The sequence below is a fragment of the Siminovitchia fordii DSM 16014 = CIP 108821 genome (assembly GCF_000374565.1).
Classification (GTDB): domain Bacteria; phylum Bacillota; class Bacilli; order Bacillales; family Bacillaceae_C; genus Siminovitchia; species Siminovitchia fordii.
This window is the reverse complement of the sequence record NZ_KB894688.1, coordinates 98,529-123,197: the sequence shown is the minus strand read 5'-3', so window position 1 is coordinate 123,197 and position 24,669 is coordinate 98,529. Positions and strand designations below refer to the sequence as shown.

Annotated in this window: 26 protein-coding genes; 21 read left to right on the top strand and 5 right to left on the bottom strand. The window is 40.8% G+C overall.

The window, feature by feature from the left end; genetic code table 11:
• The first annotated feature begins 64 nt into the window (after positions 1-64).
• Positions 65-901, top strand: a complete 837-nt coding sequence (locus tag C509_RS0107985; protein ID WP_018706396.1) for a metallophosphoesterase — start codon at positions 65-67, stop codon at positions 899-901.
• Between the two features lie 59 nt (positions 902-960).
• Positions 961-1,323: a DUF2512 family protein gene (locus C509_RS0107980; RefSeq protein WP_018706395.1), complete on the top strand. Its 363-nt coding sequence runs from the start codon at positions 961-963 to the stop codon at positions 1,321-1,323.
• A gap of 39 nt (positions 1,324-1,362) precedes the next feature.
• On the opposite strand, the gene C509_RS0107975 is transcribed toward C509_RS0107980, so the two are convergent.
• Entirely contained in the window at positions 1,363-2,001 is a 639-nt protein-coding gene (locus C509_RS0107975; protein ID WP_018706394.1) for an NAD(P)H-binding protein, read from the bottom strand.
• A gap of 316 nt (positions 2,002-2,317) precedes the next feature.
• Here C509_RS0107975 and C509_RS23645 point away from each other — a divergent pair, with 316 nt between their 5' ends.
• On the top strand, positions 2,318-3,481 hold the full coding sequence (locus C509_RS23645; protein ID WP_018706392.1) for a YsnF/AvaK domain-containing protein: 1,164 nt from the start codon (positions 2,318-2,320) through the stop codon (positions 3,479-3,481).
• Between the two features lie 124 nt (positions 3,482-3,605).
• Here the strand turns inward: C509_RS23645 and C509_RS0107960 are convergent, their stop codons facing one another.
• Positions 3,606-4,064, bottom strand: coding sequence for a low molecular weight protein-tyrosine-phosphatase (locus C509_RS0107960; RefSeq protein ID WP_018706391.1), 459 nt, complete (start codon positions 4,062-4,064; stop codon positions 3,606-3,608).
• Between the two features lie 174 nt (positions 4,065-4,238).
• Between C509_RS0107960 and tagU the strand changes: the two genes are divergently transcribed.
• The gene (gene tagU, locus C509_RS0107955; RefSeq protein ID WP_018706390.1) at positions 4,239-5,165 is read left to right on the top strand and encodes a polyisoprenyl-teichoic acid--peptidoglycan teichoic acid transferase TagU; all 927 of its coding nucleotides are present in this window, start codon (positions 4,239-4,241) and stop codon (positions 5,163-5,165) included.
• Positions 5,166-5,355: 190 nt separating this feature from the next.
• Positions 5,356-5,763 carry a VanZ family protein gene (locus C509_RS0107950; protein ID WP_018706389.1) on the top strand — a complete coding sequence of 136 codons (408 nt, stop codon included), beginning with the start codon at positions 5,356-5,358 and terminating at the stop codon, positions 5,761-5,763.
• Here the strand turns inward: C509_RS0107950 and C509_RS0107945 are convergent.
• Positions 5,734-6,918 carry a M14 family metallopeptidase gene (locus C509_RS0107945; protein WP_018706388.1) on the bottom strand — a complete coding sequence of 395 codons (1,185 nt, stop codon included), beginning with the start codon at positions 6,916-6,918 and terminating at the stop codon, positions 5,734-5,736. The two genes, C509_RS0107950 and C509_RS0107945, sit on opposite strands and share 30 nt — an antisense overlap.
• Before the next feature lie 107 nt (positions 6,919-7,025).
• Here C509_RS0107945 and C509_RS0107940 point away from each other — a divergent pair, with 107 nt between their 5' ends.
• Positions 7,026-7,907 carry an ROK family protein gene (locus C509_RS0107940; RefSeq protein WP_018706387.1) on the top strand — a complete coding sequence of 294 codons (882 nt, stop codon included), beginning with the start codon at positions 7,026-7,028 and terminating at the stop codon, positions 7,905-7,907.
• A 62-nt stretch (positions 7,908-7,969) separates the two neighbouring features.
• Here C509_RS0107940 and C509_RS0107935 read toward each other — a convergent pair whose 3' ends face one another.
• Positions 7,970-8,605, bottom strand: coding sequence for a YigZ family protein (locus tag C509_RS0107935; RefSeq protein WP_018706386.1), 636 nt, complete (start codon positions 8,603-8,605; stop codon positions 7,970-7,972).
• A gap of 153 nt (positions 8,606-8,758) precedes the next feature.
• Here C509_RS0107935 and C509_RS0107930 point away from each other — a divergent pair, with 153 nt between their 5' ends.
• The 14 genes from C509_RS0107930 to C509_RS0107865 all read left to right on the top strand — a co-directional run bounded on the left by C509_RS0107930 (position 8,759) and on the right by C509_RS0107865 (position 21,792).
• Complete coding sequence (locus C509_RS0107930; RefSeq protein WP_018706385.1) at positions 8,759-9,898, top strand: sensor histidine kinase; 1,140 nt, start codon at positions 8,759-8,761, stop codon at positions 9,896-9,898.
• A 43-nt stretch (positions 9,899-9,941) separates the two neighbouring features.
• Positions 9,942-10,622 carry a response regulator gene (locus C509_RS0107925; RefSeq protein WP_018706384.1) on the top strand — a complete coding sequence of 227 codons (681 nt, stop codon included), beginning with the start codon at positions 9,942-9,944 and terminating at the stop codon, positions 10,620-10,622.
• Positions 10,623-11,116: 494 nt separating this feature from the next.
• Positions 11,117-12,151 (top strand): ATP-dependent helicase ComFA, encoded by a 1,035-nt coding sequence (locus tag C509_RS0107920; protein WP_245542450.1) that lies wholly within the window; start codon positions 11,117-11,119, stop codon positions 12,149-12,151.
• Positions 12,144-12,845: a ComFC family protein gene (locus C509_RS0107915; protein ID WP_026319762.1), complete on the top strand. Its 702-nt coding sequence runs from the start codon at positions 12,144-12,146 to the stop codon at positions 12,843-12,845. Before C509_RS0107920 ends, C509_RS0107915 begins: the two co-directional genes overlap by 8 nt.
• An 84-nt stretch (positions 12,846-12,929) precedes the next feature.
• Positions 12,930-13,196, top strand: coding sequence for a flagellar biosynthesis anti-sigma factor FlgM (flgM, locus tag C509_RS0107910; protein WP_018706381.1), 267 nt, complete (start codon positions 12,930-12,932; stop codon positions 13,194-13,196).
• An 18-nt stretch (positions 13,197-13,214) separates the two neighbouring features.
• A complete protein-coding gene (locus tag C509_RS0107905) occupies positions 13,215-13,703 on the top strand; it encodes a flagellar protein FlgN (RefSeq protein WP_018706380.1) in 489 nt (162 codons plus the stop codon).
• Positions 13,704-13,740: 37 nt separating this feature from the next.
• Entirely contained in the window at positions 13,741-15,168 is a 1,428-nt protein-coding gene (flgK, locus tag C509_RS0107900) for a flagellar hook-associated protein FlgK (RefSeq protein WP_018706379.1), read from the top strand.
• A gap of 13 nt (positions 15,169-15,181) precedes the next feature.
• Complete coding sequence (gene flgL / locus C509_RS0107895) at positions 15,182-16,054, top strand: flagellar hook-associated protein FlgL (protein WP_018706378.1); 873 nt, start codon at positions 15,182-15,184, stop codon at positions 16,052-16,054.
• A 58-nt stretch (positions 16,055-16,112) separates the two neighbouring features.
• Entirely contained in the window at positions 16,113-16,670 is a 558-nt protein-coding gene (locus C509_RS0107890; RefSeq protein WP_033369876.1) for a DUF6470 family protein, read from the top strand.
• 13 nt (positions 16,671-16,683) lie between these two features.
• Positions 16,684-17,118: a flagellar assembly protein FliW gene (fliW, locus tag C509_RS0107885; protein ID WP_018706376.1), complete on the top strand. Its 435-nt coding sequence runs from the start codon at positions 16,684-16,686 to the stop codon at positions 17,116-17,118.
• 4 nt (positions 17,119-17,122) lie between these two features.
• Positions 17,123-17,350 carry a carbon storage regulator CsrA gene (gene csrA / locus C509_RS0107880; RefSeq protein WP_018706375.1) on the top strand — a complete coding sequence of 76 codons (228 nt, stop codon included), beginning with the start codon at positions 17,123-17,125 and terminating at the stop codon, positions 17,348-17,350.
• A 140-nt stretch (positions 17,351-17,490) separates the two neighbouring features.
• Positions 17,491-18,348: a flagellin gene (locus tag C509_RS0107875; RefSeq protein ID WP_018706374.1), complete on the top strand. Its 858-nt coding sequence runs from the start codon at positions 17,491-17,493 to the stop codon at positions 18,346-18,348.
• 63 nt (positions 18,349-18,411) lie between these two features.
• Entirely contained in the window at positions 18,412-20,220 is a 1,809-nt protein-coding gene (locus C509_RS25120) for a glycosyltransferase (RefSeq protein WP_018706373.1), read from the top strand.
• A gap of 9 nt (positions 20,221-20,229) precedes the next feature.
• Positions 20,230-21,792, top strand: a complete 1,563-nt coding sequence (locus C509_RS0107865; RefSeq protein ID WP_018706372.1) for a glycosyltransferase — start codon at positions 20,230-20,232, stop codon at positions 21,790-21,792.
• A 609-nt stretch (positions 21,793-22,401) separates the two neighbouring features.
• Here the strand turns inward: C509_RS0107865 and C509_RS23635 are convergent.
• Positions 22,402-24,363, bottom strand: a complete 1,962-nt coding sequence (locus tag C509_RS23635; RefSeq protein ID WP_018706371.1) for a sigma 54-interacting transcriptional regulator — start codon at positions 24,361-24,363, stop codon at positions 22,402-22,404.
• 102 nt (positions 24,364-24,465) lie between these two features.
• Here C509_RS23635 and C509_RS0107855 point away from each other — a divergent pair, with 102 nt between their 5' ends.
• Positions 24,466-24,666: a hypothetical protein gene (locus C509_RS0107855; protein WP_018706370.1), complete on the top strand. Its 201-nt coding sequence runs from the start codon at positions 24,466-24,468 to the stop codon at positions 24,664-24,666.
• Positions 24,667-24,669: the final 3 nt, after the last annotated feature.

Here is a 24,669-nt window from a genome sequence, read left to right as displayed (position 1 = left end):
ATACAATATGCAATGGAACGAAAGGAATGAAATTCTATGAAAATAGTAAATCCGTACTTCAAAGATGAAAAATAAATTATTTAGACTTGTTCTTGTTATTGCCCTTATTTGGATATTTTTTTATGTAAATAATCATTGGCTTCAAGTATCTTCACATGAAATAGTATCTGACCGGATTCCGAAACCCTTTGACGGACTGGTCATTGTTCAATTATCTGATTTGCATGATGCGGAATTCGGCAAGGAACAATTCAAATTGGCTGAGAAGGTAAAAGAGCTGAATCCGGATTTGATTTTTATCACAGGGGACCTTATTGACAGCAACAGGTATGATCTTGAAAAAAGCCTCAATATTGTAAGAAAATTGGTCGATTTTGCGGACGTGTACTATGTCACTGGCAACCACGAAATTTCTGTAAACCGTGTCGACGAAATCACACGGGGCCTTCAATCGTTGGGAGTTAAGGTTTTGAACAATGAAACGAACATCCTTGAGAGGAACGGGGAACAAATTGTGATTGCAGGAGTTAAAGATCCGCTGATGGATCCGGTCAAGCCTGATGAAGAAACGACCGCGGAATTTATAGATCATGCTTTGAATGGGATATCAGAGCAGAATTATTGCCTGATGCTTTCCCACCGGCCTGAAGTGTTTGATGTTTATGTGGACCGGGATGTCGACCTGATTTTTACGGGACATGCCCATGGCGGACAAGTGCGGATACCGGGACTCGGCGGACTTATGGCTCCTGGTCAGGGGTGGTTCCCAAAATATACGGCGGGAGTCCATACGAAAGGCATGACGACAATGGTTGTCAGCAGGGGACTTGGTAACAGCATCATTCCATATAGGATTTTTAACCGGCCTGAGATTATTGCGGTAACACTCAAGAAAGAATGACAAAAGGAATAAAAATGAAGAAGTCTTGGCATCCTTTTCAATAAAGGAGGCCTTTTTTAATGTTGAATCTCATTATGAAACTGATCATTTGCCCTATTGTTTTGACTTTCGCAGGGGGTATGCTGACGAACGTAAATTTCTCCCACGTTTACCAGCCTATTGTTATTGGTGTCACATTGGCAGTCGCGGGGCATTTGCTTGAATGGGCATTATTGTCGAAGGGCACGTTTTGGTTCAGTACGATCACGGACTTTGTCGCTTCTACATTGATCATTTATATTTTAAGTTATTTCTTTTTTACAGCTCAAGTTACACTCATGGGAGCGGTTGTCACTGCTCTGCTGCTGACGTTTGTTGAGTTTTTTGTCCATTTGTGGCTTATCCGGTCAGGGCGTGCAAGGAAAGAAATAAAATTGGGATGAAAAAAGGCGGGTAGCCTAGTTTAGAAGGCTTAACCCGCCTTATATATTTTCGATGGCATCTTCCACTGAAGTGTCCCCCGATATCAGTTCAACTGTCTTATTTGTAATATGGTCCGAGTCAAGGGAGGCTGCAATTACTTTGGCAACATCCATACATGAAATGATCGGATCTTCAATCCAATTGATGTTTTCCTTGAGCTTCACTTTTCCGGACGGTTTTTCGGACGAAAGCTCGCCGGTTCTTATAATCGAAAACTCCATCCCGGTATTTTTTAAATAATCCTCCGCTTTCCTCTTTTTATATAAATAATCTTCTATGGGGCCCTGCGGGTCATCTGCCCCCATTGCGCTTAGAAGGATAAAACGTTTGACATCATTACGCGAAGCATTGATCATCGCCTTTGTATCCCGAAGAACGGAGTCATTCATTTTTACGTCATTCGTTTTCACATCACACCCACCTGCATAAATGACGACGTCTATTTCTTTCAGTAAAGAACACAGTTCCTCTACAGCTGCAGTCGTGATGGTGATTCTATCATGGTTGAAAGATCCCATGGTCTGTTTAGATTCTTCTTCATGCATCAGAGCATAAATGTCATGTTCCGAATGTTGGGCTAAATAATCGACTAAACACCTGCCCAAATTCTCGGTGGCTCCCGCAATCAATATATTCATGGCCAACGCTCCTTTTTATGCGCGTTTTTTATTGTTTTTCCTGATTTAAGCCAACATAAACTATCTATTTAGGGAAAGATAATATGGAAAAGGTAAAGGGCTTTTGATTCTGAAAAAATAGAGGCATATCCTGTATCTATACTTATAAACAGCCCGAAGAAGGATACAAGTGAGAAACTCCATTCCGATTAAAGGATGTTTGACAAGTGCAGAATTATCCGGCCTTTTTCTTTTTATAATAATCGTGTTTTCCTCTCCAAAAGCCGGGTATATATTGAAACGAATCACTAAAGCCAACCTAAGGAGGAAAACACTAATGGATAAAAAAATCATCGGAATTTTTCACTCTGAAGAAGAAGCCATCCGGAAGGTTGAGGAATTGGAAAAGCAAGGTTATGATGCAAGTGATATATATGCAGTTGCAAAAGATGAGGATAATATTTCAATGGTACGCGGCAGAACGAATATTGATATAAAATCTACAGGCGGCAACTGGTTTGACCGCTTTGTAGGATTTATCACAGGTGAAGAGCCAGTGAGGGAGGCATTGCACCACGCGGGACTTGATGGTCCTGAAATGGATGATTACTACAATGAAATAGATAATGGCGGTATTTTACTTTATGTGGACAAGGATTACGGCCGCATGTACGACTCTACTATAGATCGTATGGATGACGATCCGGTGAATGTACGTAATGTCGATGCTGAAATTCATACTGAAGCAAACATTGTACCTCACAGCGAGATGGACACAGGTTCTCAGTCTGGCGAAATCAACACGGACGAGGAAGCCCGCTTGAAACTGCATGAGGAAAAGCTGAAAGTTGATAAGGAGCAGGTAGAGAGGGGCGAAGTCAGAGTCCGTAAAAATGTTGTGGAAGAAGAACAATCCATTGATATTCCGGTGAGCCGTGAAGAGGTGTATATTGAACGCCGTCCGATTGATGAAACAAAAGCGGTGGATGAAGCTTCCGCAGCATTTGAGGAAGACGGGGAAAGTATCCGTATTCCACTTAGGGAAGAACAAGTGGAAGTCACGAAAAAGCCGGTTGTAAATGAAGAACTTATTGTCGGGAAAAAGAAAGTGGAAGATACCGAAACCATAAAAGAGACGGTGCGCCGTGAAGAGGCTGACATTTCCAGCGCCGAGAAAGTGTATGCGAAGTATCGAGATGATAATAATATAGCCGGTAATAACGCGAATACACCTAATCTTGACTCCCGGATGAATGAGAATAACAGTAATATTAATGAGGAGTCTGATTTTGGAGGAGCCTCTACCCTTGATGCCAGGATGAATGAAGGGCAGCCAGGCGAGAATAAATTACTTGCAAATGACAGTGAAATGAACTCGCAGGGGGACCCCAATATCGATAGCAGGAGCAAACTTGACGAAAAATTGGAAGAAAGAAGAGCTGAAATACAGGGGGAAAATTACAATTCCTATTCCAAGGAAAATAGAAACAATAGATTGTAACACGGATAGTACAAGAGAGCGGGCCAGGGCCCGCTCTCTTTCTTTTTGGGGAAAATCCAGTTCCCGTTTGTCCCACAGACCCTGTAAAAGAGGACCTTCGTGGATGATCTTGAAATTCCCCATGCTACATTTCTTTTTTTATTTTTTCCAATAAAATCTTGCAGCCTTCGCTTACCAAATCGTACGTTTCCTGAAAATCCCCTGTGTAATAAGGATCTGGTACATCCTTTTTTGCATCCGTCAAGTCTAGGAGGCGGATGACTTTGGGGTCGGCAGGCAGCCCTGTCATCCTGGAAATATTTCGGATGTTGGATTCGTCCATCCCCACTATGTAGTCATATTCATCGAAATCTTTTTTTGAAAATTGCCTGGCAATAAGGCCCTTGGTACTGATGTTATATTCCGCCAGCTTTTTCAGCGTGCCTTGATGGGGAGGCTCACCGATGTGCCACGAACCTGTTCCTGCGGAATCAACCGAAATTTTCTCGCTCAAGCCTTCCTTCTCAACCAAGTCCCTCATAATGGCTTCCGCCATTGGCGAACGGCAGATATTACCCAAACAGACAAATAATACTCTAATCATGTACTCGTCTCCCTATTGCGTCTACTGTACATGATATAGTAGCATAGAGAAATGACAAAGTGAATCAACCTGCTTGGAATTGTTATTGATTTGTGGGAATTGTCATTTATAATTAATGATGGCAGATAAATAGATTTATTTTATAAAAACGAACCATTAAGAGGGGAAAAATTTATGGCACGATATAAACCGAAAAAGAAATCAAGAGCTCTAAGAATTGTACTTTTTATTATACTGTTACTCGTTGTTGCGGTAGCCGGATTTGGTTTCTCGATCTATCATAATATTAATAAAACTGCCAAAAACATCCATAGCCCGCTTGAACGAACTCCGGAAGTTGCCAGGCCGGCAAATTTGTCTCTCAGTAAAAAAGAGCCTTTTTCTGTGCTAATGCTTGGAGTGGATGAACGCTCAGGCGACCGTGGCCGTTCTGATTCCATCATAGTGATGACTGTCAATCCGAAGAAAGAATCGATTGATATGCTCAGCATTCCAAGGGACACAAGAGTCGAAATAGTGGGCAAAGGCATCGATGATAAGATTAACCACGCTTATGCATTTGGCGGCGTTGAAATGTCTATGAATACGGTGGAAAAATTCCTTGATATACCTATCGATTACTATATTAAGATGAATATGGAAGGCTTCAAGGAAATAGTAGATGCGGTTGGTGGTGTTGATGTGAAAAATGATATCGATTTTTCCGTCGGTAAAAAACACTTCCCGGAAGGGCAAATTTCCCTGAATGGTAGTGATGCTTTGGCGTACGCTCGGATGCGTTACGATGATCCCCGAGGAGATTTCGGCCGCCAGATGCGCCAGCGCCAAGTCATCCAAGGTGTGATCAACAAAGGTGCCAACATCTCGGCGATCTGGAAATATGACGATGTCCTGGATGCATTAGGAAAAAATGTTGAAACAAATCTCTCTTTAGATGAAATGATGGACATTCAAAAGAATTATAAGGGAGCGCGTCATAAAATTGATCAATATCAAATTGAAGGACAAGGCTCCAAGATTGATGGTATCTGGTACTACCTTGTTCCCCAAGAGGAGAGGGAAAGAGTCCAAGGTGTTCTGAAAGAACATCTGAATATTTAAAGTCTAATTAGTGAGTGCCTGTTTTCGTTCAGACTGGAGTGTTAAGACGTGTGGTCTGCTAGTCAATAGGCACTGGAGTGGATGTAAAATAAAGTGTTTTACAAAAATATATACTAAATAACATTGTTAGGCGGGACTGCATGTGCAAATTGTCCCGCCTTTACTCATTTAGCAAAAAGAGGTAATAATCATGAGAAGACGTCACATATGGATGATCGCAGCAATTGCATGGGCTGCGGCTATTTTTATCGCCACACATTCTCCATCTTCAACAGGCGGGAACACGCAATTTTTAATAGAAAAGCTGCTGTTACTATCTCCCGATCAAGCTGCCCTTGTAAATGTTGTATTCCGCAAGCTGGTACATCTGGGGGCTTTCGGCCTGTTGGCGGTACTAATTTTCAATAGCTTTGAAAAAAGGAAGTTTCTGCTGGCCTGGTTCATTACAACCGTGTATGCGGCAACGGATGAAATTCACCAATCGTTCGTTCCGGACAGGACGGCTTCTGCATTGGATGTAGGATTGGACTCACTGGGTGCTCTCATCGCTTTAGGATTGATCAGAGTTTTAAACCAGCGACCTTACAAAAAGCCCTAGCATTTGGGAGTAAATGTTTTCAAATTGGGAGAGTGGAAGCGGATTTTGACCTTTACCCAGTTCAACGGTAAAGCCGGGCTTTCTGAAATCCTGGATGAACCAGTCCTTATAGCCGGTATAGCTGTCAATATAGCGAACAGCTTCATAACCGCTTAGTCTGGCAAAGTCTCTTGCAAGTATATAAGATTCGGGCGGTTCCAGGCCTTCATATCCCCAATAAATTTCCTGGCCTTGCGTGTGAAGGGCAAGGAGCCGGTCATATTTTTCTGTTTTGGCTAACTTTGCCATGATTTTAGTTTCTGGCTCGGAAATCGGTGTATAGCCCGGAAAGTCACGGGGGCCGGGCTCCTTTGGCTTCCTTTCTTTTTCTATCTCCCAGTTGGCAGGGAATTGCTTATTCAAATCAACCCCGCGAATATTCGCCTTCCAACCCGAAAAGTCCCGGCTCCCCTTATTCAGCCGGACAAGCTCGGCTTCCCTTTCAGGCGGAGGACCGTTTAGGACAAGGTTGACACCGTCAGGATTCACCATGGGGATGGCAGACAGCCGGCTCGCCGTATACATGGTTAATGCGGGTGTCCCTTTGATACTCCATCCGTTTGTAAGAGCAAGCATGTAATCATTTAAAAAACGCATGAAAATTGGTGTGGTAATCCATTCATTGGCATGGAAAGAGGCATTGATCTGCACTTTCCTTCCCGGCCTTCCGATTTGTAATTCATATAGGGGGTGTCCGAGTACGCTTTTTCCAGCTTCCCGCCTTTTCATAAATGGGTAAATGGTGAGCAGTCTTTTCATGTCGCGCGTCATTTTCTGGACATCGTACGTTTCATTGCCATTGATCACCCTTGACATGACTTTTACTGGCACATTAATTTTCTGTCCAATAGACAGTTTATTCGGATTCATGTCCTGATTTAACATCAGAAGGGCGCCAACGTCTATATTTCGCCTTCGGGAAATTTTCCAAAAGGTATCACCGGGCCTAATCGTATAAGTCTCCTTTTGATAACCTGGAATATGGATCGGCTGCCCAACTTCAAGGGCGTTTGTATTGGTAAGATGCGCGTTGGAATCAAGAATCAAAATTAAATGTAAATGAAATAACTGGCTGTAGTAACCAAGCGTATCTCCTGAACGTACTCGGATTTCCATAGCCGTCCCCCCAAATCGTCTTTATCATAACTAGGTGTATGTTCATAATAGAGAAATATGATGATAGAATGAAAGGTAAATGACCTCTTGAAAGAAGTGAATGTTACATGTTGGGAGCGATTGAAGCCGGAGGAACCAAGTTTGTCTGCTCTGTGGGAACCGAAGCTGGGGAAATGATTGAGCGCATACAAATATTAACGGAATTTCCCGAAAAGACGATTCCACAGGTGATTGATTTTTTCCGAAAATACCAAATAGATGCTCTTGGAATTGGTTCATTCGGTCCGCTTGATTTGAATGATCAAAGCGATACATATGGATATATTACATCAACCCCGAAACCCGGTTGGGTCAACTTCCCGTTTATCGAAACGATGAGAAAGGCCGTAAATGTACCGATCGCATTCGATACGGATGTCAATGCAGCTGTTTGGGGTGAATTTCTATTTGGTGCCGGAAAAGGGCTTGGCAGTTGTTTGTACATGACCGTTGGAACAGGAATCGGCGCCGGTGCTGTTGTTGATGGAAAGGTACTTCATGGACTTTCACACCCGGAAATGGGACATATTTTACTTCGCAGGCATCCCCAAGATGAATTTGAAGGTATTTGCCCTTATCATCTGGATTGCTTGGAAGGTCTGGCGGCTGGCCCGGCAATCGCAAAACGGTGGGGCAAAGAAGGGGCTCGGTTGTCGGAAAGTCACCCCGCTTGGGAAATGGAAGCTCATTATTTGGCACAGGCTTTGTTGCAATATGTATTCATTCTATCTCCCCAGAAAATGATCGTGGGCGGCGGAGTTATGAAGCAGCCGCATATACTTCCACGTATCCATCGTGAAATGGAGCGGTTGTCAAAAGGTTTCCTCACATTGCCACCTCTGGAAAATTATGTTGTTCCACCTGGCCTTGGTGATGATTCAGGGATAGTAGGTGCCCTGATGTTGGCAAAAAAATTATTAGTGGAAAAAAATGTAAAAAACAATATGTAAAAAAGAGATTTTCCCTAATAAATAAAGATAGGAGTCTTTACTCCTATCTTTACAATCGGGACTTACTTTATGTCTGATTCCATATATAGCTGTTCACCCTCGGCAATATCGGCCTGTCCATTTGTCAGCTCTGTCATCCATTCCAGGAATTCATTAATTTTGTCCTCTTTTACATAAACCTCCATCTCAACAAGATCAGAATAGTGTATGACTTTCAGTTGGTAATCGGACGAACGGATTTCGTTTTCCAGTTTTCCAAGCCACGTATAGTCGGCTTTCACATGCATGACGGTCATGAGGGTCCGCTGGACGATGCCGATGGAATCAATCCCTTCAGAAACTGCTCTGCCGTAGGCGCGGATGAGTCCTCCGGCCCCTAACTTAATGCCCCCGAAATATCTAGTGACGACAACTACTGTATCTTTCAAATTTCTTTTCTTCAGCACTTCAAGCATCGGAACTCCTGCGGTACCGCTCGGTTCGCCATCATCATTTGCCTTTTGAATCTGATCATGTTCACCGATCATGTAGGCAGAGCAATTGTGGGTGGCATTCCAGTGTTCCTTTTTGATTTCCTGTATAAAGCCCTGTGCCTCTTCCTCAGTTTCGGCCCTCTTAACATGTGCGATAAACCTTGATTTTTGAATGTTGATTTCATGGGTCCCTTCTGCTTTAACTGTAAAATATTGTGGAAGCATGACTCTGCCCCTTTCGAAATGCTCATTATTTTCCCAACTAAAATAGTGTGTTTAATAAAATTATACATGATATAATACGTTTAGTAGAATGGTAGGTATGTCTTATCGCCTATTTCCAGTATACCGATCCGAAAGGGGGAGCCCTCGAGGAAAATGGCACTTAAGAAAGTGAATATAAAAGAACTGGATAATATCGTTGAACAGATGATCAGCACAGTGGATCGCAGCAAACACGAAATTTTCCAGATTGGCGAACAATGCCGTCGTGACCATGACAGTATGTTAAAAGAGCTGGAAAAAATCAAGGAAGAAGTCAATAAAGTCATTGATGAAGGCGATAAGCTGGAAGTGCAATCCAGACTTTCGAGGCAGCGCTTATCCACTATAAGCCTGCATTTCAAGGAATTCAACGAAGAACAGGTGCGCACAGCATATGAACAAGCCCATGATCTTCAAACAAAATTAATGATAAACCGGCAGCTGGAAAAACAACTTAGAGAGCGAAGGGATGATTTGGAAAGACGCCTGCTAATTCTGCAGCAAACGATTGAACGAGCAGAGATGCTGGTCTCGCAAATTTCAATTGTATCCAATTATTTGGTCAGCGATATCAAAGAAATGGGAGAAGCCCTCGAAGATGCGAAAATGAAGCAAGATTTTGGTTTGCGCATCATCGAAGCTCAAGAAGAGGAAAGAAAGAGGCTTTCACGTGAAATCCATGATGGGCCTGCGCAATTGCTCGCAAGCGTCTTGATCCGATCCGACTTGGCCGAAAGAATGCACAAAGAAGAAGGGCCGGAGCAGTCACTTGAGGAGATTCGCAGTCTGAAGGAAATGATCCGTACGACCCTCTATGAAGTCAGGCGTATCATTTACGACTTGAGGCCAATGGCTCTTGATGATCTCGGACTGATTCCGACATTAAAGAAATATTTGGCGACAGTTGAGGATTACCACAAAACAACGAACATCGAGTTCGTTTATTTAGGGAAGGACTTTAGACTTCCATCAAAATATGAAGTGGCTCTGTTTCGCCTCATCCAGGAAGCTGTACATAATGCATTGAAACATGCCCAGGCAAAGACCATCCAAGTCAAGGTGGAAATGCAGCCTGAGAAAGTATATGTCCTAGTAAAGGATGACGGTGTCGGCTTTGATCCCAGTGTGAGTAAGAGCGGTCGCTACGGCATGATAGGAATGAGAGAGCGTGTCGAAATATTGGACGGCCTGTTCACAGTCCATTCCAAACAAGGGGCTGGAACAATCATTTCAATCAAGATACCTGTCCTTTGATTAGCTTGACGTTATTTTAAAAATAAATAAGGGGGAATAACGAATGCAAACAAAAATAGCCATTATTGACGATCACGAATTATTTCGTGAAGGTGTAAAAAGAATCCTCGAATTCGAAAAGACATTCTCTGTCGTTGCGGAAGGCGCAGACGGCTGTGATGCGGTTGGGATTGTTGAGGAGTATTCCCCGGATGTTGTCCTGCTAGATATCAATATGAAGAATACGAATGGAATCGAAGCAACAAGGCAGCTGATGGAGACTTATCCCGAATCAAAAGCGATCATCCTCTCCATCCATGATGAAGAAGCATATGTTACGCATGCAATGAAGACTGGTGCTGCAGGTTATATGCTAAAAGAAATGGATTCGGATGAACTCATCGGTGCAATCAAGGTTGTAGCAGACGGTGGTTCTTACATCCACCCGAAAGTCACTCACAAATTGGTCAGAGAATACAGACGACTCGCCAACCAGCAAAATAAAGGGGCTGGCTACCAGCAGCCAGAAGTGAGAGTACCTCTGCATCTGCTGACAAGCCGTGAATGTGAAGTCTTGCAGTTGCTTGCTGACGGAAAGAGCAATCGCGCGATCGGCGAAACCCTTTATATCAGTGAAAAAACAGTCAAAAACCACGTGAGTAACATTTTACAAAAAATGAATGTTAATGACCGTACTCAGGCAGTTATCACGGCCATCAAAAATGGCTGGGTCGAAGTAAGGTGATTTGGAGGCCGGAATGCTGAGAGGCATTTCGGCCTTGCGCGGTCTGTAATGGAAGCACTAGGCTAGGCTTCCTTAAATGCGCGAACTGTTTTGGGTCAATATGTATAAGAGGTGATAAATTGAATAATAAAATCCCCCTATCTAGTCCCCAATTTGAATTTTCTCCTGAACTTCAGCGTTTTTTACTCGGACGAAGACTCCTTTTGAATGAAATCCCATTTTCCAAAGAAGACATCTATTGGCATATCCAAAATAAATATATTGCAGAAACGCCTGGATTGAGACGTGTCAACAAAAGGTGGCTGTGCCAACGTTGTAATAATCGGATCAGCCGGCTTTTTTCGAAATTTCCGTGTGCATCATGCGGGCGGGACTGTGTCTATTGCAGAAACTGCCTCATGATGGGGAGAGTTTCGGAATGCACGAGCTTTTACTATTGGACCGGTCCTTCATTGGAGTGGAAAGCAGGCAGCCATTTGCAATGGGAGGGCCGTTTGTCCAAGGGACAGGAAGCCGCTTCTACGGCTGTAATTTCTGCTGTGCGGAACAAAGACGAGCTGCTGGTTTGGGCTGTTTGCGGAGCTGGCAAGACGGAAGTTTTGTTTGACGGCATAGATGAAGCATTAAAGCTTCGCCATCGAATCTGCATCGCGACTCCCAGGACGGATGTTGTGTTGGAATTGGTGCCCCGCCTCCAGAAAGTGTTTCCCTCTACCGAAATCTCCGCACTTTACGGCAGCAGTGAAGACCGTCATCTATTTTCTCCTATCACTATTTCAACTACCCATCAACTTCTCCGTTTTCACCGCGCTTTTGATATGATGATTGTCGATGAAGTCGATGCTTTCCCATATACATTTGACGAAAGCCTGCAATGGGCAGTGGAAAAATCGGTGAAGCTGAGAGCTTCGCTGATCCATTTGACGGCTACTCCAAGCAGGAAGTGGCAGTATGAATGCCGGTTTGGGAAGCGACAATTCATTAAAATCCCTGCTCGATTTCACCGAAAGCCGCTTCCGCTTCCACGATTTGTATGGTGTGGAAATTGGCAGAAGCAGCTGGCGAATGGCCAGCTTCCATACCCTGTAGTGGAATGGACAGAAAAGCGGCTAAAGTTGGGAAAACAGGCGCTTATTTTTGTCCCGCATATCAAGCTGATGGAAAAATCTCTTTCTATTTTTCAGAAACTGCATCCGGCGATCCAATCCGTTCACGCAGAAGACCCGTTAAGAAAAGAGAAAGTAAAAATGATGAGATCGGGTGAAACACCGATTCTTCTTACAACAACGATTTTGGAAAGAGGCGTCACATTTCCAAATATAGACGTTGCAGTACTTGGTGCGGAAGATGATATTTTTACAGAGGCTGCACTAGTCCAAATCGCCGGCAGGGTAGGCAGAAGTTCGGAGCACCCCTCTGGGGATATTACATTTTTTCATTACAGTCGGACGAAGGCGATGATCCAGGCTATGCTTCATATTGACGAGATGAACAAAGAAGCATGGAGGGCGGGGCTGCTTGATGAATAATCATTGTCTGTACTGTGATGCAGTCATCCAGGAGCAGATGACGTGGAGAAAGTTTCTTTTCGGTGCTTCGGATCAGAAGTTATGCGAGACGTGTAAAGGGAAGCTTGCGGTAATCACGGGTCTAACTTGCCGAAAGTGTTCTCGGCCTCTTGCTGAACTGGCTTCCGAATATATTCATGAAGACATTTGTCATGATTGTTTTCGCTGGGAGGTAGATGCAAAGTGGGCAGGCAATCTTGAGAATAATGCTTCCATATATCAATACAATGATTTTTTAAAAGAGCTGATGGCACGATATAAATATCGCGGCGATTATGTACTGGCGAAGGTATTTTCGGAAGAAGTACGAAACACCCTTTCAGAAGCATCATTTGATTTATTAGTGCCGATTCCATTAAGCAAGGAACGGCTCCTGGAGCGGGGCTTTAATCAAGCTACTGGCCTAGCTGTTGAAGCCGGGTTTGAAACAGTTGATGCGCTTGTAAGAGTTCATGGAGAAAAACAATCGAAGAAATCCCGTGAAGAAAGAATTCATTTGAAACAGGTATTTAAAGTTACTGAACCTGTTTTAGATAAAAGAATTCTTCTTATAGACGATATTTATACAACAGGGTCGACTCTTCAGCATGCGGCGAAAGCTTTGGTGGAATCCGGTGCCAAAAGTATAAGTTCTTTTACGTTGGCAAGAGGTTGAATTTTTCAGAGAAGAATATCTAAACAATTATTCAGATAAACCGATATAATAGGTACGATACGTTGAAAGCAAGGAGGTTATTTGATGAAAATCAATTCTTTCAACAGACCTGATACGAATCCGTATTCAAAGCAGATGAATCATGTAGAAAAGCAAACCCGCACTGAACGGATTGAGGCGGATCAAATAGAAATTTCCAAGCAGGCCAAAGAGCTGCAGCAATCATCCAAATATGATGCAGAGCGAACAGTCCGCATAGAGCATTTAAAAAATCAGATCGAACAGGGCAATTATAAAATCGACCCCAAAAAAGTTGCGCACAGTATAGCCAAATATTACTTCAATCAATAAACCGAAAGGAGGCTGCCCATGTCTGCAGAGACGTTAATTGCCAATCTGACCAAACAGTATCAACTTCATGGGAACCTGTTGAAAAATGCGCTCAAGAAAACGGAAGTCCTGAAAAAAGGAGATGTGGACAGCCTCCAGGAGATCATGCGTGAAGAACAAAAACTTGCATCTGCCATCACTATGATGGAAAACGAGCGGCAAACAGCTGCAAAGGTGTTTTTAAAAAAGAACGGAGAAAGCCAAATCACGATTACGGACTGCATTGCAGCCGCTACTCCTGAAGCGGCTGAAACGCTTCAGGCACTGCAGGAACAACTGGTTTCTGTGATCGATAAACTCCAGGAGCAGAATGAACTGAACAAGCAGCTTATCTATCAATCCCTGCAGTTCGTCAATATGAACCTTGACCTGATACAGCCGGAAATAGAATCGGCAACATACGGCAAGCCTGATGTCAATAAACAACAAACAAAACCGGGCAAGTCTTTTTTCGATTCAAAGGTTTGATTAGAAAAAATGATTTTAGTAATACGGAGGAAATAACATGTCATCTACCTTCCATGGTTTAGAAACGGCGAAAAGGGCGTTGCACTCCCAGCAAGCCGGACTTTATACGACTGGAAACAACGTTGCAAACGCAAATACACCGGGATATACTCGCCAGCGGATCAATATGCAGGCTACTGAGGCGTACCCGTCGGCTTCGATGAACAGACCACGAATTCCCGGGCAGATTGGAACTGGAGTCACAGCGGGGGAAGTACATCGAGTCCGTGAATCTTTTTTGGACGGACAATTCCGTAAGGAGAGTGCTAAGTTGGGCTATTACGGAACAACCTCTGAAGCGCTGTCCAGGCTGGAGGATCTTTTGAATGAGACAGGAAAAGACAGCACCGGCATCTCCAAAGTGCTCGGTGAGTTCTGGCAGTCTCTTCAAGATTTGAGTACTCATCCCGAAAATGACGGTGCACGCGAAGTCGTGCTGCAACGCGGACATGCGGTTGCGGATACATTCAATTATATATACGAGAATATCCAGACATATAGGGAAGATTTGGGTCTTCAAATGAACACCGATAAAGAAGCGATCAACTCGATTTTGAAAAATATCGATGCTTTGAATAAAAGGATTGCCGAAGTGGAGCCGCTCGGTTTTGTTCCAAATAATTTGTATGATGAACGGGATTTGCTTGTGGATGAGCTTTCCAAATTTATGGATATTCAGGTGATCAAAGAGGACAGCCATACAAATCCAACAGGGGCAATGGAAGGCATTTATAAAATCATGGTTGGGGACATTGAAGTAGTGAACCAATCAGGTTATAAAGAGCTGGATATTACCACGGATGGAGATCCAGAAATCGTCACAGGACTATCATTTGGTGATAACGTGGTATCTATTGATCAATTGCCTCAAGGCAGATTGAAAAGTTTGATTGAAAACTATGGTTATGGAAGCGATGACCATGATTCTTATTTGAAAATTATGAAACAACTGGACGAATTGGCAAATCAATTTGCAAAGAGCATCAATGAAGCTCATCAAGCCGGAAAAACGAAAGATGGCAGCGATGGCGGACTCTTTTTTACAGAAGGTGACGGAGCTAAGGGATTAAAAATGCTATTAGAGAATACTGACGCCTTGGCAGCTTCAAAATCCGGGGCTGTCGGCGAAAGTGAGCAAGCTTTGGAAATGGCTGATTCGTTTAAAGACGTGATTACAGATTATCAGAAAATCATCGGGAAGCTCGGAGTGGACGCACAATATGCCAATAGACAAAAGGCAAATGCGGCAACACTTCAGGGGTCAGTTGATGAAAAGCGGCTTTCCGTGAGTACTGTTTCATTGGATGAAGAAATCATGAATATGATCAAATTTCAGCATGCCTATAATGCGGCTGCAAGAAATATAACAGTTGTTGATGAAATGCTCGATAAAATCATTAATGGAATGGGCGTTGTTGGAAGATAGGAGGTAAAGGGATATGCGTGTCACACAATCAATGATTGCTAATAATTCACTTAGACATTTGAGCAATACATATGGAAGGCTCGGACAGCTGCAGGAGCAGATGAACACGGGAAAAAAAATCACACGTCCGTCTGATGATCCGGTTTCAGCAATGAAAGGAATCGCTTATCGGAACAATGTCCTTCAAACGGAACAGTTCAAACGGAATTTTTCGGAAGCCCACAACTGGATTGATAATACTGATGCTGCATTGGATCAGGCTACAAAAGCGATGCACCGCATCCGTGACTTAGCGGTCAAGGCATCTAATGGAACATATGAAGAAGGACAACTGGATGCTATTACTAAAGAGATAAATGAGATTATGCACCAGTTGGAGAACATTGCCAACACTGAAGTCGGCGGGAAATATATTTTTAATGGAACGAAGACAAATGAGCGGCCTGTTGATTTGGCAGCTGATCCTCCAGTCTTTCCTACAAGTACGGATGATGTGAAAATTGAACTCGGAAAGGGCGTTCTCATTCCTGTTAACATGAAGCCGGAAACTGTTTTTTCTGAGGGATTCTTCGAGTCTATACAAAATTTGATTAATGACATTGAGTCTGAAGGTGATGTTGGCAGCCATTTATCCGTTTTGGATGAGCGGATTGATGAAATGTTGAAGGAACGTGCTTCGCTCGGTGCAAAGTCCAACCGGATTGATTTAATGGAACAGCGGGTGGACCAACAAGAGGAAATTTCCAAGAAAATGATGTCTGATAATGAAGATGTGGAATACGAAAAAGTGATCACAGAGTTTATTATGGAAGAGAGCCTTCTTCGTGCATCGCTTAGTGTCAGTTCCCGGATCGTCCAGCCGACATTGATCGATTTTCTGAGATAAAAGCTATTCTGCGGGATAGCTTTTTTGTTGCTTAAAGGGGGTATGCAAAGTGAGATTAATGCCGCAAATTCGAATAGAGTCCGTTAAAGGGCAAATAGGCATGAGGACTAATCCAGCCACGCAGACCATTGAACAGCCTAAACCGATCGTAGAGATTCAGCAGCTTCCTGCTGAAATGCACATTGAGCGGAGGCCATCGAAGCTGACGATTGACCAGACGAAGGCATGGGAAGACATGAATCTAAAGTCCATTTCAAGGCTCGTGGAGGAGTTTGCCCAAGAAGGGCGATCTAAGGCAATGGAGGGGGCAATGAGAAGAGCGGAAGAAGGGGACGAGCTCATGCGGATTGAATATGGTGGAAATCCAATTCCAGGCATTGCGAAGAGGAATTCGGAAAGACCTGAAGCTTCGTTTAATATCGGATTTATCCCTTCACCTTTCAGTGTAAAATTGCATTATGAATCTTCTGTTTTGGACATACAGTGGACGAGGCGTGAGCCTATGATTCAAATGGAGCCTCAAAAGCCTGTGATTGAATATGAGCCAGGTAAAGTGGATATTTATATGGAACGTGAACCGTCATTGAAGATGGATTTTGTTAATTTGGAAGTGTGAAAGGAGAAGAAAGATGAATATTGAAACGAAATACCACGGGACGCAAGAAATCAGTTCAGAAAATATTTTGAAGTTTGAAAGCGGGATACCGGGATTCCCGGAGGAGAAGAAATTTGTCTTGCTGCCGTTGGATAAAAGTGTTTTGATCGTTTTGCAGTCAGTCAGAACACCCGAAATAGGCTTTGTTGTTGCTGACCCTTTTTCATTTTTTCCGGATTATGATTTTCAATTGAACGAATCGACGGTTGAGCAGTTGGAGTTAGAGAAGCCGGAACATGCGGTAGTTTTTGCTATTTTGACCGTGCAAGATCCCTTCGAACACACAACTGCCAATCTCCAGGCTCCGATTGTGGTTAATTCAAAAAACAATAAGGCCAAGCAGGTCATTTTGAATGAAGGAAACTATAAAACGAGACATCTCCTGTTCGGACAGAAAGTGGAAGGGTGACGAGATGCTGATATTATCAAGGAAAAAAGGCGAGGCTATCCAAATCGGTACAGATATTGAAATCTCTGTTACTGCCATCCAGGGTGACCAAGTAAAAATTGGAATCAATGCCCCCAAAAACGTTGAAGTCCACCGTAAAGAATTGTGGCTAGAAATCCAAAACGAAAACACAGCTGCTCTAAAGGAAGTTTCCGATCTTTCCAGCATAATGAAAAATACGAAAAAAGATTAAAAATCTATTAAACAAAATACCCTCCTGCCGATATAACTATTGAAGGCGAGGTTCCGGGCGGCCGACCGGATATCTTGCCAACAATATATAGCAATACCGTTCACAAGGATGTGAGCGGCACATTCAAGGAGGAAAATGAAATGAGAATCAATCACAACATTGCGGCACTTAACACTCACCGTCAATTAAATGCCGGAACAAATGCTGCAACCAAAAACATGGAGAAACTATCTTCAGGACTTCGTATCAACCGTGCAGGAGATGACGCTGCTGGACTAGCTATCTCTGAAAAAATGCGTGCTCAAATCAAAGGTTTGGACATGGCTGCGAAAAATGCGCAAGACGGAATTTCTTTAATCCAAACTGCTGAAGGCGCATTGAATGAAACTCATGCCATCCTTCAACGTATGCGTGAATTGGCTGTTCAGGCTTCAAATGACACAAATGATGATCCAACGGACCGCGCAGCAATCCAAGATGAAATTGATCAACTGGCACGTGAAATTACACGTATCTCTGAGACTACTGAATTCAATGGAAAGACTCTTCTAGACGGGACTTTCACTTCTGCTTCTGGTGGTCAAGCCTTAACATTCCACATTGGAGCAAATAAAGACCAAAACGTTACGTTGAACATCTCAAAAATGGATGCAGCAACTCTTGGAGTAGGATCAGGAGATAGCAAAACTGGTACTGGAATTAAAGTTGACACTCAAACAGATGCAAACGATGCTATTGAAACACTGAATACTGCCATCAAAACAGTTGCTACTGAGCGTTCAAATCTAGGTGCTATGCAAAACCGCTTAGAACACACAATCAACAACCTTGGTACATCCGCAGAAAACTTAACAGCTGCTGAATCCCGTATCAGAGACGTTGACATGGCAAAAGAAATGATGGAGTTCACGAAGAACAATATCCTTTCTCAAGCTTCTCAAGCAATGTTGGCTCAAGCGAACCAACAGCCACAAGGAGTTCTTCAATTACTTCGTTAATTTAAATATGAAAAAGGTAACCTATGATTAGGTTACCTTTTTCAAATATAAGGAGTAAATAAAATGAAACCAATCATTATCTTATCTGGTGTCACGTATAAGGGCCTTAAACAAAGGCCGCAACACTTTGCAAAATACTTTGTTGAGAGTGGCTATGAAGTCTTATACATTGGGGTATTGGAACGACATAAAGTATCTCAGCAAATGTTAAGCGAAATAAATGATAAGGAATCGTTATTACATAGAATCTTTCACAAGAATGATGAAGGGGTTCATGTATTAGACGAGAAAAATGTTGATGTAGAAGTCAGTTGTAAAATAAATGAATTATTGAATAAGATTGGAGAAGTTTATTCAAAAGAAAACCCTGCATATATCGTTTCCTTTCCTGAGTGGAGCAAGTATTTAGACTATATTCCAGAGAATGGGAAGTTAATTTATGATTGTTTAGATGACTGGGGTTCATTTTTGGAGGATGTAGACTTTAATTTTACAGAAGAACTCATTTATTATGAAAGAAAAATTGCAAGTATCGCCGACCTAGTTATAGCTTCGTCAAAAAGATTATATACTAAGATGTCTTATTTAAATAAAACTGTCTACTATTTGCCTAACGGGGTTTGGACCTCTGATTATACCAACCTTAATGAAATAAATACTAGAAAACCAAATGATATACTAGGTGAAGAGAAGCCGATTGTGTTTTTTATGGGAGCCGTTGCGGAATGGGTTGATATTGATTTAATTGATTATATAGCAAAACTTAGACCAAACTACTTGTTTGTTTTTGTAGGTAGTGAGATTTGTAAGTTACCACCTTATGATAACATCAGCTTTTTAGGGTTTAAGGAATATAGCGAATTACCCAGTTATTTATTCCACTCAAAAATAGCTATTATACCGTTTAAGGTAAATAATTTGACTGCATCAGTTACCCCCTTGAAATTGTATGAATACCTAAGTTCAGGAACTCCTGTCGTATCAACAATGATGCCAGACATAATCGGTTTTCCAGGATTGAAAATAGCTAATAATAAAGAAGAGTTTTTATCGTATATTGATAAATATATCACAATGAGTGAAACTGACTATAACATGGAATGTAAAAATGCAATAGAAACGGCTAAAGTGTTTGATTGGAGTAAATTATTAAATCCAATTTCTCAATATATAGAAGACGAATCCTTTCCAATAAATGAAACTCAGGAATTTGTACAAGAGTCCATCCGAGAATATAAAAATTATGAACAAAATTCTTTAATAAAAAATGAACTGTTAGGTTTTTACAGTTTTCTAAGAAAGTACAAGGCTTCAGTCATGCTATTTGATAATCAAACCAAAGTTGATCAGATAGATCACGAGAAATTGGCCTTAGCATATATAATGCAAGGAGACTTCGCAAGGGCGCTAGAATTCATCCAGTTACATTTTAATAAAAATAATAATAAATTATTTACAATATACTTGGAATCCTTACTAGAGGAAGAAGATAACGAAGACCTGTTAAAGATATTTTTATATAAATTATCCGGGAACTTGTTTGAGGCACTAAATCTAGCAGATTCGTTGGTTGCTGAAAGAAATAATCATCTAAAACTGCTAGGTTTGCTATCTTCCCTCTATTTAGATATTGGTGAATTTGACTTTTCTTTTCAATTAGCTGTTGATGTAATAAGTAAAAATGAAACATATAAAATCGAGGAATTGTTCGATTTCAATCTGATTACATTTATTATTCATTCTTTAGCAAAACAGGAGCAATTTAGTTTAGCAGAAGAAATTTCCTTATCTTTAATGAAAATTGATAAGGAATGGGAAGAAAAAGCTGTTCAATTACTATCTGATGTTTACATAGATAAACATATGAAATGATGTGACTGTATGAAATTAAATATATTGCAATTATACGATTATATGGAACTGGGCGGAGCTGAATCACATATTATTACCTTATCTAAAGCGTTAATGGATAGGGGGCATAGTGTTTATATCGCAAGTTCCTTTGGTCCGGCAGTCAAAATTCTAAATCGGTTATCTATTCCTTTTTACGAGATTAACGCTCCAAAGGATCAAGTACTTTTTGAAAATGCTGGGAAGATCTTAGAAATAATTGATCACCATAATATTGATATCATTCATGTCCACCCCTTTCAATCACAGGAGGTTGCTGCATTAATAAAGTTATTAAGAGACATCCCTGTCGTAACCACAATTCATGGTGCATATTTAACGCCTAGTGTAAAAGGGTTAGAAGAATTTATAGATTCTTATATCTTTATAAGTCCTGAATCGCGTGACTTTCATATGGCAAATAAATTAATTCCAAATAAACAGTTTAATGTTGTTCCAAACTGTGTCGAGATTGGAGCAGCGGATATTAGTGTTCTAGAAAATGATGGTACTTTAAGAATTGCGTATATTAGCAGACTTGATGACGATAAATTACCGAGTCTAGACTTTTTTATTGAATGTGTTGAACAATTATCGTCGAGAGTAGATGTACAAATCGGAATTATCGGTAGCGGGTCTCAGTATTCTTATATTGTAAAAAGAGTAGAACAGATAAATGATAAGCTTTCAAAAAAGATGATCCATGCAGTGAATGGGTCAGATAACATAAATAAAATTATAAAAAATTATGAGGTAGTGGTTGGTGTAGGCCGAGTAATCCTAGAGGCATTGGCATTGGGGAAAATCCCAATATGCATAGGGAATAATAATTATGTAGGTATTGTAAAAGAACAAATATTAAGGAGAATTTCCAAAGTAAATTTTACGGATCGAAATACAGATACACCTCAATTACCAGAATTATTTATTGAAGATATAATGAAGATCATAAAGAAGCCTCGTTTAATTAAAAATGATATTTTACAAGCATTTCACTTTATTAAAGATCATTATGATGTAAAATTAAGCGCGTATAAACATGAAAGATTATATGCAGAAGTAATGGCCAACCGTAGAAGAAGGTCTTTAACAATAAACGACTTGATCAATAATGTGCCTGCTGAAATAGATAATATGCGCTTTGCACTTGAATTAAGAGAAAAAGGAATTAAATATGAGTTAGATGCATTACATAATAAAAAAGTTCTATTAAAACCCGACTTCAACAATGCGGAAGACAATTGGATTCAAACATTAACTTCTTTAGCCAAAGAGTATGAAAACCATAAAACTACGATTGTAATCAGGATTGGTAATGAATTCATGGGAAGTCTTGAAAGTGTTATTAAAGAGATAGAAGATGTATACAATTTACTAATTGAGTCATTCGATTTGGATATATTAGTGGACTATCAATACCATGATGAAGTTAGCGAGAACTTGTTTTTATTTGAGATGGATTGTTTCTATACAACTAATAACTCCCAATATAGATTAATTTACAAATGTGAACTGTTGGGGTGTAGGATACTTACAAGAAACCAAACATTTTAAATAGTGGATTGAAACTGACTGTTCGAATAAGCAAAGGTGGTGCCTGTCACCGCCTTATTACTGTAAAAAAGCCAGGCATTAAATAGCTTGACTCCATAAATATCTATATATGCAGTACTAGAGGTGTATCTTCCTTAGCTACGTTTGTTTAAGACTCTTGCTGTTCTGATTCGTACGAAGCCTTCGTACTTGTTGACTAGGCTATTAATGAAAGTCTTCATTTAACCTACCCTCTTTCATCATCATTGTAATTTCATTATCATTTTTAACCTCTTAATAAACAAATTCAGAAAACTAAAATGAAAACGAAAACAACGACAATGAAAGCGAATGTCATTGATGTTTTGCTCATTAAATCTTACATTTGCTCGTTCTTTTAGAGGTGTCTGATATTGGATAAAACTTTTTTCACATGTCCGGAATATAAGTGAAGAGGGGGATTGGACAATTGATTGAGGCAAAGATGATGTCTGTACGGGTAAGTGTATGGGAGAAAGTAAAATGGGGTCAGACCCCATTTTAAGACTCCATTTTCTTGTAAAAATGGGGATAAAGATTGATTTTATAGGGGGCTAATAAAAAAGGCAAGCTTCTACTCTCCTGCCCTTACTATAGATTAATTTTCAGCACTTTTCCCATTTTATGTAATTCCGACTCGATATATTCTTTGCTATAGTCATATCCGATTAAAGCGATCACCTGGCCGGAATCGTCTATTACAGGAGCGAGGCTTGTTTTCCACTCGCCGTAAATATCCCTGTAAATGGGGGTGACTTCAACCCTTCCTTTAATCGCGTTGCGGGCCACTTCCGCAAATTCCGGTGATCCCGCGTATTTTTCCCCGGGTACCATCACGAAATCTTTGTCTGCAACTAAAGTTCTAAACGTTTGATTGTCAATGATATCAAAGATAAAAGCCCATTTGATACCGCCTTCCTGTTTTCTAATCATTGTCAGCTGAGTTTGCAGTTTTTGTAATATTGGGTCTTTTGTAGCTGATTTGTTCCTTAAATGGCTTACTTCTTCAGGTTCTATGATAGCTGCTGTGGCTATGGCAACTGACCGCAATCGGTTATTCAGTTGGTCTTCAAGGATTTTTCTTTTTTCGGAAGGTGAGATATTCTGTTTTGATAAGTTCGTTAGAATCTTTTTGTATTTTCTGCTCATGGTCGGCTGACTGACATTCAGTGCTTTTGCAGCAAGTTTGATAGATTTATATTTTTCCATGGCCATATTGATCAATTGCTCTTCTACAAGGTCAACCGCATCTTGGAGAGGCATCAATTGTTCAAAAACAGGAGGTGCTTTTGCTGTTTCCTGCTCAAGCGGCATATATTCTTGAACAGCGGATGCATCCACAGTTGTATCTGTGCTCGTAACTACAATTCTTTCTATCGTATTTTCAAGCTGTCTAATATTTCCGGGCCATTCGTATATAGACATTAAATCGATGGCATCCTGCTCGATTTGAACTGTGCGGTCATACAAATGATTATATTTATGCAGAAAAAAGCTGATCAAATATGGCAGTTCCTCGAGTCTCTCTCTCAATGAAGGAATCTCTATAGGTATAACATTTAATCGGTAATAAAGATCCTCTCTGAATTGTCCTTTATCAACGAGTGTTTTCAGGTCTTTGTTCGTAGCCGTAATGACCTGGATATCGAGTTTGATTGATTTAAAGCTTCCCAACGGTGTAATTTCTCTTTCTTGAAGGACTCTCAGCAGCTTCACTTGAAGATTGAGAGGCATTTCCCCAATCTCATCAAGAAAAAGCACACCATGATTGGCAAGTTCGAATTTGCCTGGCATGCCTTCTTTTTTAGCTCCGCTGAAAGCTCCTTCTACATAACCGAATAATTCGCTTTCCAGCAAATTTTCAGGGATCGCCCCACAGTTCACTGGAATGAAAGGCTGTTTTTTCCTTGGTCCCAATTCATGGATGGCCCGCGCAATTACTTCTTTGCCAACCCCGGATTCTCCCAATAAAAGAACTGAAGAGGAAACTTTGGAAACCATCTCAACTGTACTTAAAACGTTCATCATCTTTTGACTTTTTACGATAAATAACCTCGAAGTATCTTTAGTTAATGCCTTTGAAAAATCAATCTCCTTTTCCACTTTATTTTCCATCAAAATATTATCATTTCTTGAAAGGAGTTTTAGGCCCCATGTTAAATACTTTTTATCCTGGACCTCCGGATAACATGTGATCAGAACTCTTTTATTATTCCAGGACGTTTTGATGATAGTTCTCTTATTTTTATTAATAGTTTGTTCTAATGTTGATTCTTCATAAAAAGTTTGTTTCTCAAGCTCAAATAAGTTCATTCCAATTAAACTAGTTCGATCGCCCCATAATTTCTCTATTTTTCCGAAACTTACTGCAATTCTTCCCTTAGTATCAGTGATTATTACTTCATCGTAAATACTTAGAAGAGTAGACTGTAAAGCGTTTACAAAAGGGCTGTTTGAATTTAGAGAAGGACTATTCATAATAACCATTCCACTTCCTTTATAGGTACTTTGCTCTAGAAGAGCAATGATTTCAATTTTAAATGAAAAATTCATAAATGCAACTCGAACTGTCCCGAATTCTATATATGAAAAGGCTTTCTATTTGGCACGTAAATTGCAATATTAGTATTTATAAAAATTTAGGAGGGAATTGACTTGGAAAAGGAAAGTATGATTGAGAAAAATATGAGGTCTACAGATGAATTTGTCAAGAATTTATTCACAGATCTTCACGGCAGGATCGAAGATTACGAAAAAGAAGAATCTAATGTAAAAAAAATGAAGACAGTTGACGCTGCACCGGAACTGATCATAGTAGGAGGATTTTCTGTCTTTTTATTAACCGTTATCTTCTAAATG

Excerpts from the sequence above, each read along its gene's own strand:
- C509_RS0107985 (WP_018706396.1), top strand. The coding sequence starts at position 65 with ATGAAAAATAAATTATTTAGACTTGTTCTTGTTATTGCCCTTATTTGG.
- flgL (WP_018706378.1), top strand. The coding sequence starts at position 15,182 with ATGCGTGTCACACAATCAATGATTGCTAATAATTCACTTAGACATTTG.
- C509_RS23635 (WP_018706371.1), bottom strand. The coding sequence starts at position 24,363 with ATGAATTTTTCATTTAAAATTGAAATCATTGCTCTTCTAGAGCAAAGT.
- C509_RS0107980 (WP_018706395.1), top strand. The coding sequence starts at position 961 with ATGTTGAATCTCATTATGAAACTGATCATTTGCCCTATTGTTTTGACT.
- C509_RS23645 (WP_018706392.1), top strand. The coding sequence starts at position 2,318 with ATGGATAAAAAAATCATCGGAATTTTTCACTCTGAAGAAGAAGCCATC.
- csrA (WP_018706375.1), top strand. The coding sequence starts at position 17,123 with ATGCTGATATTATCAAGGAAAAAAGGCGAGGCTATCCAAATCGGTACA.
- C509_RS0107930 (WP_018706385.1), top strand. The coding sequence starts at position 8,759 with ATGGCACTTAAGAAAGTGAATATAAAAGAACTGGATAATATCGTTGAA.
- fliW (WP_018706376.1), top strand. The coding sequence starts at position 16,684 with ATGAATATTGAAACGAAATACCACGGGACGCAAGAAATCAGTTCAGAA.
- tagU (WP_018706390.1), top strand. The coding sequence starts at position 4,239 with ATGGCACGATATAAACCGAAAAAGAAATCAAGAGCTCTAAGAATTGTA.
- C509_RS0107925 (WP_018706384.1), top strand. The coding sequence starts at position 9,942 with ATGCAAACAAAAATAGCCATTATTGACGATCACGAATTATTTCGTGAA.
- C509_RS0107865 (WP_018706372.1), top strand. The coding sequence starts at position 20,230 with ATGAAATTAAATATATTGCAATTATACGATTATATGGAACTGGGCGGA.
- C509_RS0107960 (WP_018706391.1), bottom strand. The coding sequence starts at position 4,064 with ATGATTAGAGTATTATTTGTCTGTTTGGGTAATATCTGCCGTTCGCCA.
- C509_RS0107940 (WP_018706387.1), top strand. The coding sequence starts at position 7,026 with ATGTTGGGAGCGATTGAAGCCGGAGGAACCAAGTTTGTCTGCTCTGTG.
- C509_RS0107905 (WP_018706380.1), top strand. The coding sequence starts at position 13,215 with ATGTCTGCAGAGACGTTAATTGCCAATCTGACCAAACAGTATCAACTT.
- C509_RS0107935 (WP_018706386.1), bottom strand. The coding sequence starts at position 8,605 with ATGCTTCCACAATATTTTACAGTTAAAGCAGAAGGGACCCATGAAATC.
- C509_RS0107890 (WP_033369876.1), top strand. The coding sequence starts at position 16,113 with ATGCCGCAAATTCGAATAGAGTCCGTTAAAGGGCAAATAGGCATGAGG.
- C509_RS0107875 (WP_018706374.1), top strand. The coding sequence starts at position 17,491 with ATGAGAATCAATCACAACATTGCGGCACTTAACACTCACCGTCAATTA.
- C509_RS0107975 (WP_018706394.1), bottom strand. The coding sequence starts at position 2,001 with ATGAATATATTGATTGCGGGAGCCACCGAGAATTTGGGCAGGTGTTTA.
- C509_RS25120 (WP_018706373.1), top strand. The coding sequence starts at position 18,412 with ATGAAACCAATCATTATCTTATCTGGTGTCACGTATAAGGGCCTTAAA.
- C509_RS0107950 (WP_018706389.1), top strand. The coding sequence starts at position 5,356 with ATGAGAAGACGTCACATATGGATGATCGCAGCAATTGCATGGGCTGCG.
- C509_RS0107915 (WP_026319762.1), top strand. The coding sequence starts at position 12,144 with ATGAATAATCATTGTCTGTACTGTGATGCAGTCATCCAGGAGCAGATG.
- flgM (WP_018706381.1), top strand. The coding sequence starts at position 12,930 with ATGAAAATCAATTCTTTCAACAGACCTGATACGAATCCGTATTCAAAG.
- flgK (WP_018706379.1), top strand. The coding sequence starts at position 13,741 with ATGTCATCTACCTTCCATGGTTTAGAAACGGCGAAAAGGGCGTTGCAC.
- C509_RS0107945 (WP_018706388.1), bottom strand. The coding sequence starts at position 6,918 with ATGGAAATCCGAGTACGTTCAGGAGATACGCTTGGTTACTACAGCCAG.